The organism is Bacteroidota bacterium, from assembly GCA_039111535.1.
Taxonomy (GTDB): Bacteria; Bacteroidota; Rhodothermia; order Rhodothermales; family JAHQVL01; genus JBCCIM01.
Genome location: JBCCIM010000004.1, coordinates 64,197 through 80,604, shown reverse-complemented (window position 1 = coordinate 80,604; position 16,408 = coordinate 64,197). Strand labels below are relative to the sequence as shown.

Here is a 16,408-nt window from a genome sequence, read left to right as displayed (position 1 = left end):
GTTGTTGCGTAGGTTACCTGTTCTGGCCGTTGCCGGCGGCGCTGCGCGTTCAGCAACAAGTGACCAGTACCAACATTTTAGACAGGGATGGCCGGCTGCTGCGCACTGTGCGTCCGAATGGACAGGGGATTCCCGTTGCTGCAGCCGATATCGACCCCTTTGTGCTTGAGGCTGTGGTTGCGGTAGAAGATCGCCATTTTTACCAGCACCCGGGTATCAACCCGTTGTCGATTGTGCGGGCGCTCGTAGAAAATACCAGGGCCGGCGCCGTGGTGCGTGGAGGTTCAACGCTCACCATGCAGGTAGCACGAACGCTTAGAGGGAACCAATCCCGCACACTCTACCAGAAAACAAGGGAAGCCCTGCTTGCAGTCAGGCTTGAAGCACAATTAAGCAAAGAAGACATCCTGCTGCTCTGGCTGAACAGGGTGTATTTTGGCAACCAGATTTATGGCATTGAAGCTGCTGCAAGCCGCTACTTTGGCAAGTCGGCTATTGATCTCAACAAAGCGGAAGCCTCTTTTCTCGTTGGATTGCCGCAACGGCCGAATGCCTTCAACCCGTACACCAATCTCGACGCAGCGGTTCAGCGCCAACACCATGTGCTTGATGCCCTGACAGATACGGGTGTGCTTTCATCCAACGAACGGGAGACCCTGGCTGCCATCCCCCTTTCAGTACTGCCGGCAGACAACACGTTCAAGGCTCCCCATTTTGTCAACTATATCCTTCAGAAAAAGGACCACGCTGACGTGAAGCCTGCGACCATTCGCACAACCTTGCATTTGCCGTTGCAAGAAGAAATTGAAGCCCTCGCACGCGTGCATCTCAAACGGCTGGGGAACGAGCGCGCAACCAATGCCGCCGTACTTGTCATTGAAAACAGCACCGGACACATCCTGGCCTATGTGGGTAGCGCTGACTTCTGGAATACACACACCGAAGGACAAAACGACGGCGTGCTGATGCAACGCCAGCCTGGTTCAGCACTCAAGCCCTTTACGTATGCACTTGCGCTTGCTTCGGGCAAGTACACGCCGGCAACCATTTTGCCGGATATCGCAATTCATATTCCGGAAGCCGGGGGCGCATTCTCGCCCATGAATTACGACAAGAAATTCCATGGCCCCGTGCCCTTCCGCACCGCCCTTGCATCAAGTTATAATGTGCCGGCGGTTCGCCTCCTGCGTGAGCAGGGTACAGAAGCGCTGCTGGATCTGCTACACGATACCGGTGTGTCTTCCCTTCAAAAGGGCGCTGCCCATTATGGGGTGGGTTTAACGCTCGGCAACGGCGAAGTGCAGCTCATCGAATTGGCAAGCGCGTACGCAATGCTTGCCAACCAGGGCCTATCCCGCGGACTTGTGACTACGATGTCCCAAACTGATCTTTCGGGAAGTACTACGTTGCACGCAGCAGACACGACAACCGTTAAGGTCTTGTCACAAGAAACCGCTTACCTGATCACAGACATTTTACAAGACCCCGAAGCGCGTGCCCCTGCCTTTGGGCGCTATGGCCCGCTTGAAATGCCCTTTCCTGCGGCTGTTAAAACAGGCACGTCAAAAGATTATCGGGACAACTGGGCTGTAGGCTATACGCCGCAGCATACCGTGGCTGTTTGGGTTGGCAACTTTAACGGCTCCCCCATGCGTCGGGTTAGCGGGGTGAGTGGCGCCGGCCCACTGTATCACGGCATTATGGCGTTGCTTGGTCCAGGGGGTACGTTTGCGATACCAGAAAAATTAAAGACCGTTGAAATCTGTCCGGTGAGTGGTCATAGACCGGGACAGGCTTGCCCCGGCATAAAAAAAGAATTCTTTCTGCCGCATGCGATACCAACGGATACCTGTACCGTACACCAAATTTGGGACATCGACAAACGCAGCGGTTTTGTAGCCCTACCGGGCACACCGAAAAAACACATAACACCAACCCGTTTCACCGTTTACCCGCCGCCTTACGAAGCATGGGCTGCTACAAACGGGATTGCACAGCCGCAACACCCTGCAGGTACGCCATCCGTAGCGCATGTAGCAGCGCAGCAGGTACCCAATGATCAACGTCACAATGGCCAGACAACAATGCCTCGGCAACTGCAGATTCTTTACCCGAAGGCCGGGATGACTTTTCAACTGGACCCGGTTTTGAAGCCTGGATTCCAGCAAATCCACCTCCAAGGTACCAGCCATGGCGTGGTATCAGACGCAAAATGGTGGATCAATGAATCACCCGTTTCAGGCCCAATTCAGAGCGCCTTTTGGCAGCTGGAAGCTGGCCAGCATACCATCGAACTCCGCGGAGTGGACCAGGAGGGCCATGCGCTGAAAAGCCTTCCCATCTCCATCCGCGTATTATCCTATACTGAAGCGCATACACCCGCATTCTGATGAAAACCCGTACCTACATAACCCCACTCTTGCTCCTGTTCGTTTCCTGCTGGATTGTATCCTGTGGCAGCAAGCAATCCCCTGAAGGCTTTGCGGTGACCAGTGTTGCGCTGGATGTGCCGCCCGAAGCAGCCACGGCATTTAACCCTACGCTCGAAGGCCCTTTGCGGCCATTGAGCGTTGCCCCGTCTGGTACGCTGATGCGTTTGCAGCCGAACCAGTCTATCAGCATTACGTTCAGCCAGCCCATGGTAGCGCTGGGCGCAAATGCGCCGGCTGTTGTGCCTGAGTTTTCGATCGAGCCAGCCATTAATGGTACCTTCCGCTGGGATGGCACACACACGCTTGTCTTCCAACCCGCCACGCCCCTGCCGATGGCAACAGGATATGAAGTTTCCCTAGCGCCTGGCATGCAAGCAGTATCAGGTGATGTGCTCAGCGAATCGTTTAGCTGGCAATTCGAAACGCCACGGCCAAGACTTTTGCATTCAGATCCGGCAACAGGTGACCAGGCTGTCGCTACGAACCAGTCTTTCCGGCTCTACTTCAACCAGGCATTGAACACAGCACAGGCTGCCGGCTTTGTGACGCTTCATCAGCAAAATGATCGCAATAGCATCCGGGCAGCCATTACGGTCGAATCCGACAGTGTGCTCGTCCTGACGCCAGATGCTCCGCTCCAACAGGGCCAGGGGTATGAAATTGCCATCCGGTACGACCTGCCAAGCGCACGCGGACCGTTGGGCGCTGCGCAGGATGCCTTTGTCACGTTCAGAACCTATCGCCCACTGACCCTTGACCGTATTGCGCAATCAGCCAGTTATTACGAAGAAATCACCAACAACTTTGACCCGGCCCAGGGTATTACGCTGTATTTCTCTACACCGGTAGCATTCAAACAAGTACGGGAATCGATGACCATGAATCCGGCCCTTCCGTTGCCCGCCGGTATCGAGTCACGCGATGACTTCGTGAGCACTGCCCATCGCTTGCCGTTGCTGTGGACACCAAATACGCAATACACGTTATCTTTAAACAACCTGGAAGATGTTTACGGCCAGCTCCTGCCGTCCAGTACACATCGATTTAGAACAACCTCTTACAAGCCTTCAGTCGCCATGACCCAGGGCTTGCTGTTAATTGAGGCGGACCAGCAAGCTGCAATACCCCTCCGCGTGACCAACGTCGCTTCTGCATCATACGGACTAAAAAAACTCTCTGCAGCGGAAGTGATTCCTAACTTATCCCGGTATGACCTCTGGCACAATTTCCCGTTTGAAGGCACCGCGCCGGACCTCATCCCAACCGACGAAACCCTTTCACTTGCTGCTGCAGAGAACAAACCTGAAGTACTACCACTAACCCTGGATGCTCAACTGACAAACGGTACAGGTGTCGTTGCCGTTCACCTTAAAACGCCCGTGTTGGCCGGCGAAAAACAGCCGCGCACATTCAAAGCCATTGCGCAGGTTTCCCACATGGGCATCTCGGCCAAGTTCAGCCCACACCAGAATCTCATTTTTGTCACCACACTGGCGGATGCAGCGCCTGTAGCCGGCGCCCGGGTGACCATCCGCGATGCAAAAAACACAGTGCAATGGGAAGGGCAAACAGACGCGGAAGGACGCGCGCAGTCGCCCGGCTGGTATGCGCTTGGCATGGCGCAACCAGATGAGTGGACCGCACCTACCCAATATGTATTTGTGGAACGCAATGACGACCTTGCCTTCACAAGCAGCACACTGGACGATGGGCTGGAGCCTTATCGTTACGGTATATCTTATGCCTGGAACCCTGAGCCGCTACAACAAACCGGCACCGTGTTTACCGACCGAGGCCTCTACAAAGCCGGCGAAACCGCCCACTTCAAAGGCATCTTGCGCCAGAAAACCGACGGTGAATGGACCCCTATTACGGATAGCATCCGCGTACTCATTCAAAGCCCGCTGGAAGAAAAGGTATTTGAAACCAGGCTCCTACCCAGTGCCCTTGGCACATTCAATTTCGAATGGACAGGATCAGAAAATGACGATCTCGGATCCTATCTGGTGCGCGTAGTATTTGCATCTGATGAAGAGGCAGATACGCGTGAGCAATGGGATGATGGAGACCTGGTGCAGTCTTATTTCCGGGTAGATGCGTTCCGGCGCGCCACATTCAACGTGGAAATGCAGGCTTCAACGGCCAGTTACATCGCCGGCGATTTTTTCGAAGGCACGACAACAGGACGGTACCTCTTTGGTGCCCCCATGCAGAATCAACCCGTACGCTATACCCTTTACCGAGAATTCCATCGCTACAATCCACCCGGATTTGATGCATACCGGTTTGGCAAAGCCGGCTACGATTACAGCCTCTACCAGTCCCTTACAACCGCAGAGACGACGCTGGATGACGCCGGCCAGGTATCAGTCAGAACCCAGCTCCCGGGCAATGAACAGGGACAAACGGCGAGGCTTGTTTGGAATGCAGAGGTTACCGACCCGGCACGGCAAACAGGCGCAGCACGCCGCGAGATCACACTCCACCCGGGCCTCTTTTATATAGGCCTCAAGCCCCAAACGACCTTCCTCGACCTGTCTACTGAGGAGGCCATGACATTTGACGTGATCGCCATCAACCCCGGCGGTGTACCGGTTGCAGCCGCTGACATTGAAGTGGAATTGGTCCGCCGGCAGTGGAACAGCGTACGTGAAGTGGGGTCAGACGGCCGGCTGCGGTGGCGCACCGAACAGATCGAAGAAAACCACGGCACACAGACCCTATCCATTGAAGCAGGACGGGCGCAGCGGCTAACGATGCCCGTTTCGCTTGGGGGCAGTTATCTCATCCGTGCAAAAGGCCGCGATCTGCGGGGGAATGCAATCCAGTCGGAGGCTTATTTCTATGCAACAGGCAGTGGCTACGTCGCGTGGGAGCGCTCCGATGATGATCGGATTAACCTCACACCAGAACGCCCAACGTATGCACCGGGTGAAACGGCTAAAATCATGGTGCAATCGCCTTATGAAACCGCCCAGGCGCTGATTACCGTTGAGCGTGAAGGGATTATTTCCAGCCGCGTAGAAACGCTTGTCGGCAGTGCACCACAAATCGAAATTCCGATAACAGAAGCCCATCTGCCTAACATTTATGTGAGCGTGATGCTACTCAACGGACGCACGGCGCCACCCCAGGGTGCATTTGACGCCGGCGCCCCTTCTTTCAAAATGGGCTATACTGCGTTGGGCGTTGACGCGGGTGTACGACATCTCAGCGTGGCCATTACGGCAAATGAAACGACGTATGAGCCCGGCGAAGAAGTTACAGTTGACCTGCAACTCAAAAATGCAGCCGGTCAGGGTGTAGCAGGTGAAATTGCCTTCAGTGCTGCTGATGCAGGGGTACTCAATCTGATTGGATATACCCTCCCTGACCCCTTCGATACTTTTTATGGCGCCCGACCGTTGGGCGTCAACTCCGCGCAATCACTCGCCAATCTGGTGCGGCAACGCAATTACGGGCAAAAAGAAGAAGACGAAGGCGGCGGTGGTGGTGACGAGAGCGGCTCAAATAATGTGAGGAAAGATTTCCGCCCACTTGCCCATTGGGAGCCGGCCATACAAACTGACAACAAAGGACGCGCCCGCGTAACGTTCAAGTTGCCAGAAAGCCTGACCACGTTCCGATTGATGGCTGTGGGCCTCACCGGCAACAATTTGTTTGGCGCCGGTGCAGAAGACATAGTGGTCACAAAACCCCTTGTGCTCGCCCCTGCCCTGCCGCGCTTTGCCCGGTTGGGTGACGAATTCGAAGCCGGTGTCCTGATCACAAACACCACGGGCAACGACGGTTCGTCTACGGTCTCAGTTTCAGCAAACGGACTGGCATTGACGGGTGACAGCGAGCAAACCGTTTCGCTGGCAGACGGTGAAACCAAAGAGGTCCGTTTTAAATGGAATGGCACAACCACAGGTGCAGCCAACCTGACGTTCTCAGCCGGCCTAAACAGGGAATCTGATGCTTTTGCTATCGATTTGCCTATCCTGCTCCCGACCATTAAAGAACAGGTTGCAACCTTTGCCTCTACGGAGGACAACGCCTTGGAAGCCCTGCAATTGCCCCCTAACATTATCCCTGGGATGGGCAAGGTGGAAGCACATGTTGCAAGTACAGCACTGGTTGGCATCGACGGTGCCGCCCGTTACCTGTTTACTTATCCATATGGATGCCTGGAGCAGCGCACATCGCGCATTCGACCCCTCATTGCCGGCGACGCGTTGCTAAATGCGTTTGATCTGGATGTTGTAGGCGGCGACCGCGACTCGCTTATCACGGATTGGGCAAACAGCCTGAAGGAATACTGGATGGGCAACGGCTTTAGCCTTTGGCGCGGAAGCTACTATGTTAACCCCTATGTATCCAGCTATGTTGTACTAACGCTTGCAGATGCGCGCGACGCCGGCTTCGATGTCCCTGAAGCGCTAACCCGACTAGCCGTTGAAGCCCTCGCGCGGCAAGTCCGAAATGCCAGTCAGAAACCAGAATATTACGGTGCCCGCACATGGAATGACGCACGCGCGTTTTCCCTGTTCGCGCTTGCACGGCACGGCGTCTTCCTGGAAAGCGAAATCAACCAGCTCGTCCGCACAACTGTTCAAAACAATACGCCAATCAGTGTTGACGGACGGAGCCACCTGTTGCGTACGCTCTGGCGGTCCAATAACGATGGCCTCAAAACGTATCAGCAGGCACTGTATGAAGACCTCATCGCCTTGTTGCGCGTGGAAGGCACCAGCGCGTACCTGACGGCTTCGCAGGATCCGGATGCCGGCTGGATTTTCGCCAGCGACACCCGCTCAACTGCATACGGACTTACTGCCTTGATCGAAGCATCGGAGGACCCCGCATTTCGTACTTTCGCCAACCAGATGATCCGATACCTCATCAACACGCGCCAGGCATCACACTGGGCATCAACCCAGGAGAATGCAGCTGTTGTTGATGCCTTTGCCCTCTTTCAGAAGCGGTATGAAGCAGACGCGCCCGATTTCACGGCGGCCATCCAGGTTGCCGGCAAATCGCTGCTAGAACAGGCTTTCAAGGGTGTTTCGACAGATGTGTATTCCGCAAGCATCCCATTACAGGACCTGCCCACTGATACTTCCATTCCGGTAGATATTTCGAAAGAAGGAACGGGCTCGCTGTACTATGCGCTGTCGATGGAATCGTACCGCAGCGGTCCGGTAGCTGCGCAAAATCAGGGACTTAGTGTGAGCAGAACCTTTCAGTTGCTCGATAATGCGGGGCAACCATATGGCAGTGTACTCACAACAGGCGGCGGCGACGTTTCCCTTGAAGCCGGCCAGCTTGTTCGGGTTACGCTCCGACTGAACAGTCCGGCAGACCGAAATTACCTCGTCGTCGAAGATCCTTTGCCAGCAGGGCTAGAGCCCGTAAATGATGCGTTTGCAACAGCTAACCAGGAATATGCAGCCCAAAGCAGTGGGCGATGGTGGGGTTCGTTCAACCATACAGAAATGCATGACGACAAAGTGCTGCTTTTCGCAGATTACCTGTCGCGCGGTGAACACACCCATTCTTACGTAGCGCGTGCTACGGTACCCGGCACGTTTGTTCATCCGCCCGCCCGCTCCGAGTTGATGTATGAACCCGAAGTAAACGGACGTAATGCCTCAGGCCGGCTCGTCGTAACAGCCCCATCAGGCAACCTGGCGGGCCAATAAATCCTGATGGATTTATTGGCCGTATGTTTAAGGTTAAAGGTTTTTTCTGAGTCCAAACACCTTTAACCTTAAACGTTCAACCTTCAACCAGCAAACAATAAAATCATTGTTTGCCTCAATGGTACCGCATGAACCGGCGACGTCCGTTGTCGTGTTTGTTTTCGAGCCGTGCGTAGTCTGCTGCGCCTAGCATCAACATGAACTGGCCGATGCCTTCCTGCCCATCCAGGTCACCACGGAGTACGCCAAGGGTGCGGCCTGTTGATGAGAAGAAGTAAATGCCGGGCGTGTAGGGATCAGCTTTGCGCCGGCGCTTTCGCTTCAGGTTTTGAAGCGCTTCTTCGGCTTCGGTACCGGATGCAATGGAAACAGGGACAGCAAGCTTGTCGACAAACCGAGTGACAAGCGGATCGCTCCAGATGTGGTTGTAATCCACAGAACCTTCTGACTCACTGTCGAAATAGTAGAGCACAACGACTTTATCATCCTCTTTGGCTGCTTCAAATCCTTCAGCGGCGGTCCCGTACTCAAAAAAGGAATCCTGCGCCAGGACTGGCAAAGCAAACAGGGTGAGCAATACAAACGAAAAAATCTGTTTCATGGTGTAGCTGCGTCTTTATGCATGAAGAACACTGCTATACCTGCGAAATTCAAGCCTATTGACAAAATCGTGCAATTGGGCCTAAAAAGAGCTATCTGCGTTGTATAGCCGCCCAAAATTTGCATCACCGGGACGGCTTTTTTGTTCAGCATTTTATACGTTCTATCCCGATCCACATCACCAGACTGGCGCAAACAACAGGCTACAGCTACCCCGCCACTTTTGGCGCAAACATCACCACGTTATTGCGCTATTGGAGATTGCCTTTGATGCCTATGGCGTACTATCCTTAGCCATTCCCCCTCTATCGCGCGCGCCACTAGCGACCATTAGATATTCTTTTTAGGCATTTTTCAGAAAGATGGCTCTAATATCTTATTGATGCCCACGTACAGCAATGCTTAAGACACCTTGCTGAGCCTTTTGCCCTTCATGTGCTGGCCACCGGCACCAATCTGTCTGTAACAACGCATCATGCAACAAACCATTCTAGCTTTGGGCGCGCTAATGATCATTATGATCACGGCGCTTAACCATCAAAAGTCTGTCATCATGATCCAGGAGATATCCTATATCCGGGAAATTGAAACGGCAGCGCTCGATGTGGCCAAGTTCCGCATTGAGTCTATCCTGAACGATACAGGCTTTGATGAAACACGCCTTGGAGAGACGACACTCCCTACAGATGCCTCAACGTTGACGTCCGCAGCATCTTTTGGCCAAGAACCAGGCGAAACTGTACGTGATGACCTCGACGACTATCACAATTTCACGGAGACCGGGGTGCAACACACCATCGGCGACAACACTTATCGCTTCGATATCAGTTACTCAGTGGCTTACGTGAACTCCACAACAGGTGATACGACCAGCACACAGACTTTTGCAAAAATAATCATGGCTGATGTGGTATCCAATGATACGGTTGGTACAAGAGTTGCAAGGGCAACATGGAGTAAAACGACTATCGTTTCTGATGATCTTTAACATATAAATCCCCCATTCTGGCATCATGCAGTTTCTGTTTGACCATATTATTTCCATCATGGTCTCCGGTGTTGTACTGCTCATTTTTGTTTATATCCAGATGCGCGGCTCGTCCGCTGCAACCGAGGCAACGATCAACCATATGGTCTATTCCGAGGCATTGCAACTCAACGAGTTTTTGGAACGCGATCTGGAAAACATGTTGACGCAAATACAAACACAGTTGGCAATAGACGGCGGCAATTATACAGGCTCCGCGTCTTTCGTGTGTCAATTAAGCACTGCTGGAGGATACACCACGACGCTTACCTTCCCGACCATTGCCCATGCAGATAGTTCGATTACTTTTGTAGGCGACCCCAATGACGCAGAGGCGGTTGAAGTAACCTACCAACTGGTTGCTACCATGGACTCCATTGCCATTCCGGTAGGTAACGTCATACAAAACGTGCCGCTTTTTGAACTCAGAAGGGAGGTTGGCGGCAAAATCATCGGCATCAGCCTGCCTTATGTCACTGCATTTGAAGTACAGTTTGGCGCTAAAGGCTCCAATACTTTTTTACCGGCCAGTGCTTTACCCACAGCAACAACAGCATGTAGTGCCGACTTATCCAAAGTTCGTTTTGAATTCCAGCTTGCCGCTGAAGGCATCGGTTTTGTCACCAACGACCAAAGGTCTACAAGCCAGCAGAACCTCGTACGATTTGGCTCAACCGTTACACTTTCCAACTGGGAATAACCCCGAAATCAAAAAATTACGATAAAAAATGGGTAAGGTATCCATCATTGCAGCCCTTGTATTTTCCCTGATCGGATTTATCCTGTTAGGCAACATGCAACAGGCAACACGCGAGACAAGCGAAGCCCAGTCTGACTACCACACAGGTCAGTTAGCCCGGGAATTAGCGGTTAAAGGCAGGAAGCTCATTATCGCTGAGTGGATCAATCTTGGCGGCGTTACTGGCACTGAGCCTTTCACGACGATCTCAGAAAACGGGGGCACCATCAGTGTAGAGAGCTATGGTGCAGACCCCACCAATGCCAACGTGCTCGACTTTACAGTCCGAGGCATTTATGAGGGCGCTGTACACGAAATCAGGACGCGCTATTCCTGGAATAACTTTACGGTGAATCCGCTTCAGATCACGGCGCCGGACATGACAACCACAATTGATCCCAATGCCAACCTCGACTTCCCATCCATCACGCTTGATGATCAATCATTGCATGAGTTGGATGAAGTTCTGATCGACGAACTACAGCTTGCAAACGATCTGGATCATTTCAACCTGGGGTTAAGCACACTTGTGGCAGATCTGGAAAACGAAATTGATATTAGCGGACACGCCAATACGCTTGGTGTGTCTACCGTTACAGAAACAGATCGGAGCTCGCTTAATCAGCAAAACGGGTTGTTTTTCCCCAGCCAGGTCGAACAGGCCATCAACAACTTCCTGGTAGCCCATCCTACTGCGGAGACCGTCATTAACGGTAGCTCAATCCCGAGTCAGTTTGGTTCAGGTACAGATCGAGTGCTCCGCATTGATGGCAATGCTAACTTTGGGGCTGATTTTGCTGGCGAAGGGGTGCTTATTGTAGAAGGTAATTTTGAAGTCCCATCAGGCGTAAATTTCACCTGGGACGGCATAATCCTGGTAAAACCAAAAGAAACCAATCTTAACCCCAACATCGACCTCTCTGGCATTGTAAGTATTAACGGTGGGCTCGTCATTATACAGGAAGGCATTCCAAACACCGGCCACATGGACCTCACCATCAACTACGATGCTGATGCCTCCTGGGGTAACCAGTACGGAGACCAGTATCCCTGGTGGAGGCATACCCACGACTTTAGTGGACGCCTAAACACAACGCAGGTCGGATTCGAATCCAATATCAATGGCTTCACTGTGCACGGCCAAACAAAATTCGGCAGCCTCCAAAACGCGCTAAATAGTCCAACCAACGACAGCCTTTTCCTTGAAATCCTCAACCCTGGCTCACACGGCCGTGCAATCCTGACAACTGACTTTACCGGGTTCGGGCCGATTTCTTATCCGCTTGCGGCAGGATTCGATCCTCAAATTGCTGACCTCAACAACCAGTATAGGTCACACATATTCCATGAGGGCGACCTCCAACACATGGATATTGCCGTCACGCGAATCAGTTCACTCAAAAAACTTTGGGACACTGCTGAAGGCTATCCAGGGTGCAATGATTCTCGTTATTGGGACGGCCCTCGGTGCGTAGGTACAGATTATAATCGATTTGGTGCGCTGGCACTTCGCCTGTATCAAATTGTAGATGGCGCTGAAAAGCACCTGTACGATGCCTCGTTATACTGGCACCGCCGGCAGGATGAAGAGGAGGAGTTTGAGGAGGAAATGAACGACCTAATCAGCGATATCCAGTCAACTGACTATGGTGTCAATCTAAACATTGGCAGCGACGTGACCATTTCCATTAACAACAATGCAACGGCCATGTTAAGCGGCATGGGGAATTTGCCTTTCGGGATGACCAACCTCGGCACGTGGCACCGCCACTGGGAACCAGGGGAAGCCGGCAACCCCCTGCACACAAAGGTACAGGGGGCTGATTAGTCTAACGGCATGCAGCCGTTAGCCGTCTTCTGAAATACCTTCTTCTTTCATGCGCTCAAGCTTGCGGATGTCCATGTCTTCGAGGATATCTTCGAGCATACCAGCATCCATGTCCCTGCTTTCGAGCGAGACAACGAAGCGCTCACTTACAAATACGGTCATTTCGCAGCGCGTCTTACCGCTCATGTTGCTACACTTGTCGAGCACCGGGTGCTCGCGGTAGGTACGGGTCCGCTCATAGCCGTCATCGGATTCGCGGTCCACATCCATTTGCAACCAGTTGAGGCCCATAGAAGCTACGTTCTTCAAGCCGCCAAGATCGACAATTGAAATATCAAGCCGGCCGTTTCCGTTTTCTTCTGCAAACATCTGGTCAACCTGAGAAATACGAAAGCCCAACGCGCCTGTACGCTCGCCGTTTGATTTGCCTTTTTCCATGCCGCGAATGCGGTCTGGCATAATTGTGCGCAGTTCGCGAAAGTCTACAGCTTCAACCTTGTTCCCACCACCAAACGCTTCTCCCAAACCGTCCAGGGCATCCTCCAATTCACTGAGCGCTTCGCCCAACTCCCCACCTTCCTGGCTTTTTGATTTACTACGCGTTTTGCTATCAGAATCACTGCTGTAGCTATTACTGCTTGAGCTATTGTTGCGCTGCGCTTGTTTGGTTGCTGTACTCCATTCCTCATCTTCAGTGTTGTTGCTTTCCGAGCCCGTACAGCCGGAGAGAATCAACACGACCACACTAAGCATGGCTAATAGTGACGAGGTATACGTTGCTTTCATTTGGGTAGCAGGTTTGTTGAACAATCAGGTAGTATACGGGCCGTTAATGGATACAAGTTGCATCCACATCACAAGTTAAGATTTTTTTGAATAGCGATTAAAGAATTTCCAAAATTCCGCGATACCAAGATGTGAGTGTTGGCTACCACCCATTCCGCCACTCCCCACTACCTGAATACCACTGAAGCGGCCATGCAACAAACATTGATGACGCTCGGCGCACTGATGATCATCACGATGGTTTCAGTAAACCAGCAGCGCGCAAATTACATCGCTGTAGAAGGCATCTATGTTCGAGAACAGGAAAGTGCTGCCCTCGACTATGCCTCTTTACGCCTTGAAAATATTGAAAACAGCTACGCGTATGACGAAGCCACAACCGATGGCTCTGAACCCGATCTAGGCACCATGTCGGACGGCAACAGTTTTGGCCCTGATACGGGCGAAAACAATGAAGCTGACTTTGATGATGTAGACGATTACCACAATTTCACAGAATCGATTAGCCATGCCATCAGTACGGACACCTTCAGATTTGATGTTACTTACTCCCTGCGATACATAAATCCTGCCGCCCCATCACAGCAGACCGCGTCTCCCACGATGGCGAAAGAACTAACTGTAGCGGTCGTTTCGCAGGATACTATTGGGTTTAGGGTGGCAAAATACACAGGCACCAAAATTATTCTGGCTGCTGATATTCAGTAGTTGGGCGTGTACCCTTTATCAGGATATAGCGCATTATGCAGTTTATTTTCGACCATATGGCAGCCTTTTTCGGCATGACGGGTGTGTTGCTGATTTTCGGCATGATCCAGGTTCGCGGTACCCAGAGCGCTTCAGAAGCTGTAATCAACAACATCGTCTACTCTGAAGCCGTCGAATTCAGCGAAATGCTTCAGATTGACCTGAGCAACATGCGCAATCAATCACAAACAGATGACGCCATTGCTGCCGGCAGGTTCAGAGGGGGCACGGCGTACGAATGCAGTATCACAAAGGCTGGCGATGTAACCACCGTACTTACCTTTCCCACACTTGCCGATCCCTACGCTGATTACAATGCCAGCGATCCCTCAGCGGCCGACGCAGAACTTGTAAGCTACATCCTAACCGACAGCGGCGAAACGATCACAATCCCTAAAGGGGCAACAACAGAGACTGTCCCGCTCTACACCATTGCCCGCATCGTAGACAGCAAGACTACCGGCGAAAGCGCCAAATTTGTCACCCACTTTCTTGTAGAATTTTTGAGCAAAGGCAGCGCCGAGTTTAGTGATAACTCAGCCGCCTGCTCACCCGACCTTTCCAAGGTTCGTATAGAGCTAAAGATGGCAACAGGTAGTGTCGAATATGCTACCCAGGATCAAAAATCTACCAGCCATAGCAACCTCAGCAGGTTTGCGGCTACCGTCGACCTGCCCAACATGAACTAGACACCCTTTCACAGTAAAAACGATATAAAATCATGGGCAAAGCTGCGCTACTTTTTGCACTCGCTGCAACCATTACAACCGTCTGGTTGACCACCTCAATGCAGCAAACCAACATGGATACCCAGGACGCACAAACCGAAGCTTATTCCAACCAGATGGCGCGCGACCTGGCCATCCAGGGGCGTAAATTGGCCCTGGCAAGCTGGATTGCTGCGGCTGGAGAGTCGGCTGCAGCCCCGTTTCAAACGCTGACAGAAGGCGGTGGCGATATAGAAATTGTCAACTACAACGTAGATGATGGCGTCCTCGACCTGACTATTCGCGCTGAATACGAAGGCGCAGTGCACGACCTTCGGAGTCAGTACCGCTGGAACCCGGGCGGCGCAATGAACGCCTTTCAAATCAAAGCCGCCAAAGTTGACCTCGATATCAACAACGGGGCAACGCTCGAAATTCCAACAATTACCCTAGACGACCAGGCGCTTGCTGACCTCGACAATGTGCTCATCCAGGACCTTGCACTTGCCAATGATCTGAATGAAATGGGTCTTGGCGTACAAAACATCAACTCCGTACTCGAAGACGCGCTGAGCGGAAGCGGCAACTCGAATATCGGCATTGATATCATCGACACCGCTGATCGCCTGCAACTTGAGCAGGAAACCGGGATGTTTTTTCCCGACCAGGTGGAGTCAGCCCTTGGTAGCTATATAAATGCCAACCCGGGCATTGAAACAACAATCCAGGACGGCGCCAACTTACCAGATCAATTTGATGCTGCCAATGGCGAAGGGGTATTACGGGTAAAAGATGACCTGACAATCAACGGAGACTTTAGCGGATCAGGTATCCTTGTTATCGAAGGTAACCTGATTGTGCCAGATGGGGCTACATTCAACTGGGATGGGATGGTGATTGTGAAACCGCCGGCAGAAAACCAGAACCCACGTATCGACTTTGTCGGCACTGTGAACATCAACGGCGGCCTCATTGCCCTCCACGAAGCGATGCCAAACTCCGGTCATATGGACATCACCACTTTTCGCGATATGAACGGTACGTGGTCACAGGCACAGGGTCCCGACCGTAAATTGTGGTACTGGAGCTGGTGTATGTATCACAAGCATGACTTCACGTCCAAATACGGTAATTCTATTACTTACTTTTCCACCAACAGCAGCGAGCGCATTCATGAGCGAGAGATTCACTTGAATGAAACGCTCAAAAAATTCAATGGAACAGACGAAGTCTTTTTTGAGATCTACAACACGGCAGCACACGGCCGAGGCAGTCTGACTATTGAACTGAATGGAGAAGCCCGCGTGTCCAATCCGGTAGCAGCCGGCTTTGAATCTTCTGTCGCCTCCCCCACCAATTCATACCGCTCCAGAACGTTCAAAGTCAATGAGTTGAAATACATGCACCTCGATATCCTGCGCCTCAGCTCACTAAGAAAGATGTGGGATACAGGCAGTAAATATCCAGGTTGTACCACAACCAGTGGTCCTGTATGTGTGGGCTACGCACGCGACCGCATGTTATCACTTACCCTGGCCCTGTACAAAGTATCTGGTGCATCTGAATACAAAGTCTACGAAGCCTCCATGTACTGGCACCGGCGAACAGACGAGATTGAAGCGTATAACGATAAAATGGAAGATCTCGTGTCTGACCTTAAGTCTGCCGATTATGGCTTAGACATCGACCTGGGTGCAAACACTACGCTAACATCTGATGTGGGTGCAATTGGTATGCTCATGGGAGATGGCGCAAGTGGCGCCGGCGCCATTCACCTGGGATCATGGACAGCACACTGGTCGCCAAACGACCCACGCAACCCGCTCAAAGACTGAGGAATTTAAGACTGAGCACTCAA

The 16,408-nt window shown here is 52.3% G+C and carries 10 protein-coding genes; 8 read left to right on the top strand and 2 right to left on the bottom strand.

Going from position 1 to position 16,408, the window contains the following annotated elements; all coding sequences use genetic code 11:
- Positions 1–2,390 (top strand): penicillin-binding protein 1C (pbpC, locus tag AAF564_01385; protein ID MEM8484164.1); only part of this gene is annotated, 2,390 nt, incomplete at its 5' end.
- Positions 2,390–8,116: an Ig-like domain-containing protein gene (locus tag AAF564_01380; GenBank protein MEM8484163.1), complete on the top strand. Its 5,727-nt coding sequence runs from the start codon at positions 2,390–2,392 to the stop codon at positions 8,114–8,116. The genes pbpC and AAF564_01380, both read left to right, overlap by 1 nt.
- Before the next feature lie 115 nt (positions 8,117–8,231).
- Here the strand turns inward: AAF564_01380 and AAF564_01375 are convergent, their stop codons facing one another.
- Positions 8,232–8,717, bottom strand: a complete 486-nt coding sequence (locus tag AAF564_01375) for a hypothetical protein (protein MEM8484162.1) — start codon at positions 8,715–8,717, stop codon at positions 8,232–8,234.
- A gap of 474 nt (positions 8,718–9,191) precedes the next feature.
- Here AAF564_01375 and AAF564_01370 point away from each other — a divergent pair, with 474 nt between their 5' ends.
- From AAF564_01370 to AAF564_01360, 3 genes are read left to right on the top strand one after another with little or no spacing between them, the layout of a single operon-like run.
- Positions 9,192–9,704, top strand: coding sequence for a hypothetical protein (locus AAF564_01370; protein ID MEM8484161.1), 513 nt, complete (start codon positions 9,192–9,194; stop codon positions 9,702–9,704).
- Between the two features lie 25 nt (positions 9,705–9,729).
- A complete protein-coding gene (locus AAF564_01365; protein ID MEM8484160.1) occupies positions 9,730–10,443 on the top strand; it encodes a hypothetical protein in 714 nt (237 codons plus the stop codon).
- A 28-nt stretch (positions 10,444–10,471) separates the two neighbouring features.
- Positions 10,472–12,310, top strand: coding sequence for a hypothetical protein (locus AAF564_01360; protein MEM8484159.1), 1,839 nt, complete (start codon positions 10,472–10,474; stop codon positions 12,308–12,310).
- Between the two features lie 18 nt (positions 12,311–12,328).
- Here AAF564_01360 and AAF564_01355 read toward each other — a convergent pair whose 3' ends face one another.
- The gene (locus tag AAF564_01355; GenBank protein MEM8484158.1) at positions 12,329–13,096 is read right to left on the bottom strand and encodes a hypothetical protein; all 768 of its coding nucleotides are present in this window, start codon (positions 13,094–13,096) and stop codon (positions 12,329–12,331) included.
- A 192-nt stretch (positions 13,097–13,288) separates the two neighbouring features.
- Here AAF564_01355 and AAF564_01350 point away from each other — a divergent pair, with 192 nt between their 5' ends.
- Genes AAF564_01350 through AAF564_01340 form a run of 3 tightly spaced genes read left to right on the top strand, consistent with a single transcriptional unit; the run spans position 13,289 to position 16,385 of the window.
- A complete protein-coding gene (locus AAF564_01350; GenBank protein ID MEM8484157.1) occupies positions 13,289–13,804 on the top strand; it encodes a hypothetical protein in 516 nt (171 codons plus the stop codon).
- A 35-nt stretch (positions 13,805–13,839) separates the two neighbouring features.
- Positions 13,840–14,532 carry a hypothetical protein gene (locus tag AAF564_01345; GenBank protein ID MEM8484156.1) on the top strand — a complete coding sequence of 231 codons (693 nt, stop codon included), beginning with the start codon at positions 13,840–13,842 and terminating at the stop codon, positions 14,530–14,532.
- Between the two features lie 32 nt (positions 14,533–14,564).
- Positions 14,565–16,385, top strand: coding sequence for a hypothetical protein (locus AAF564_01340; protein ID MEM8484155.1), 1,821 nt, complete (start codon positions 14,565–14,567; stop codon positions 16,383–16,385).
- Positions 16,386–16,408: the final 23 nt, after the last annotated feature.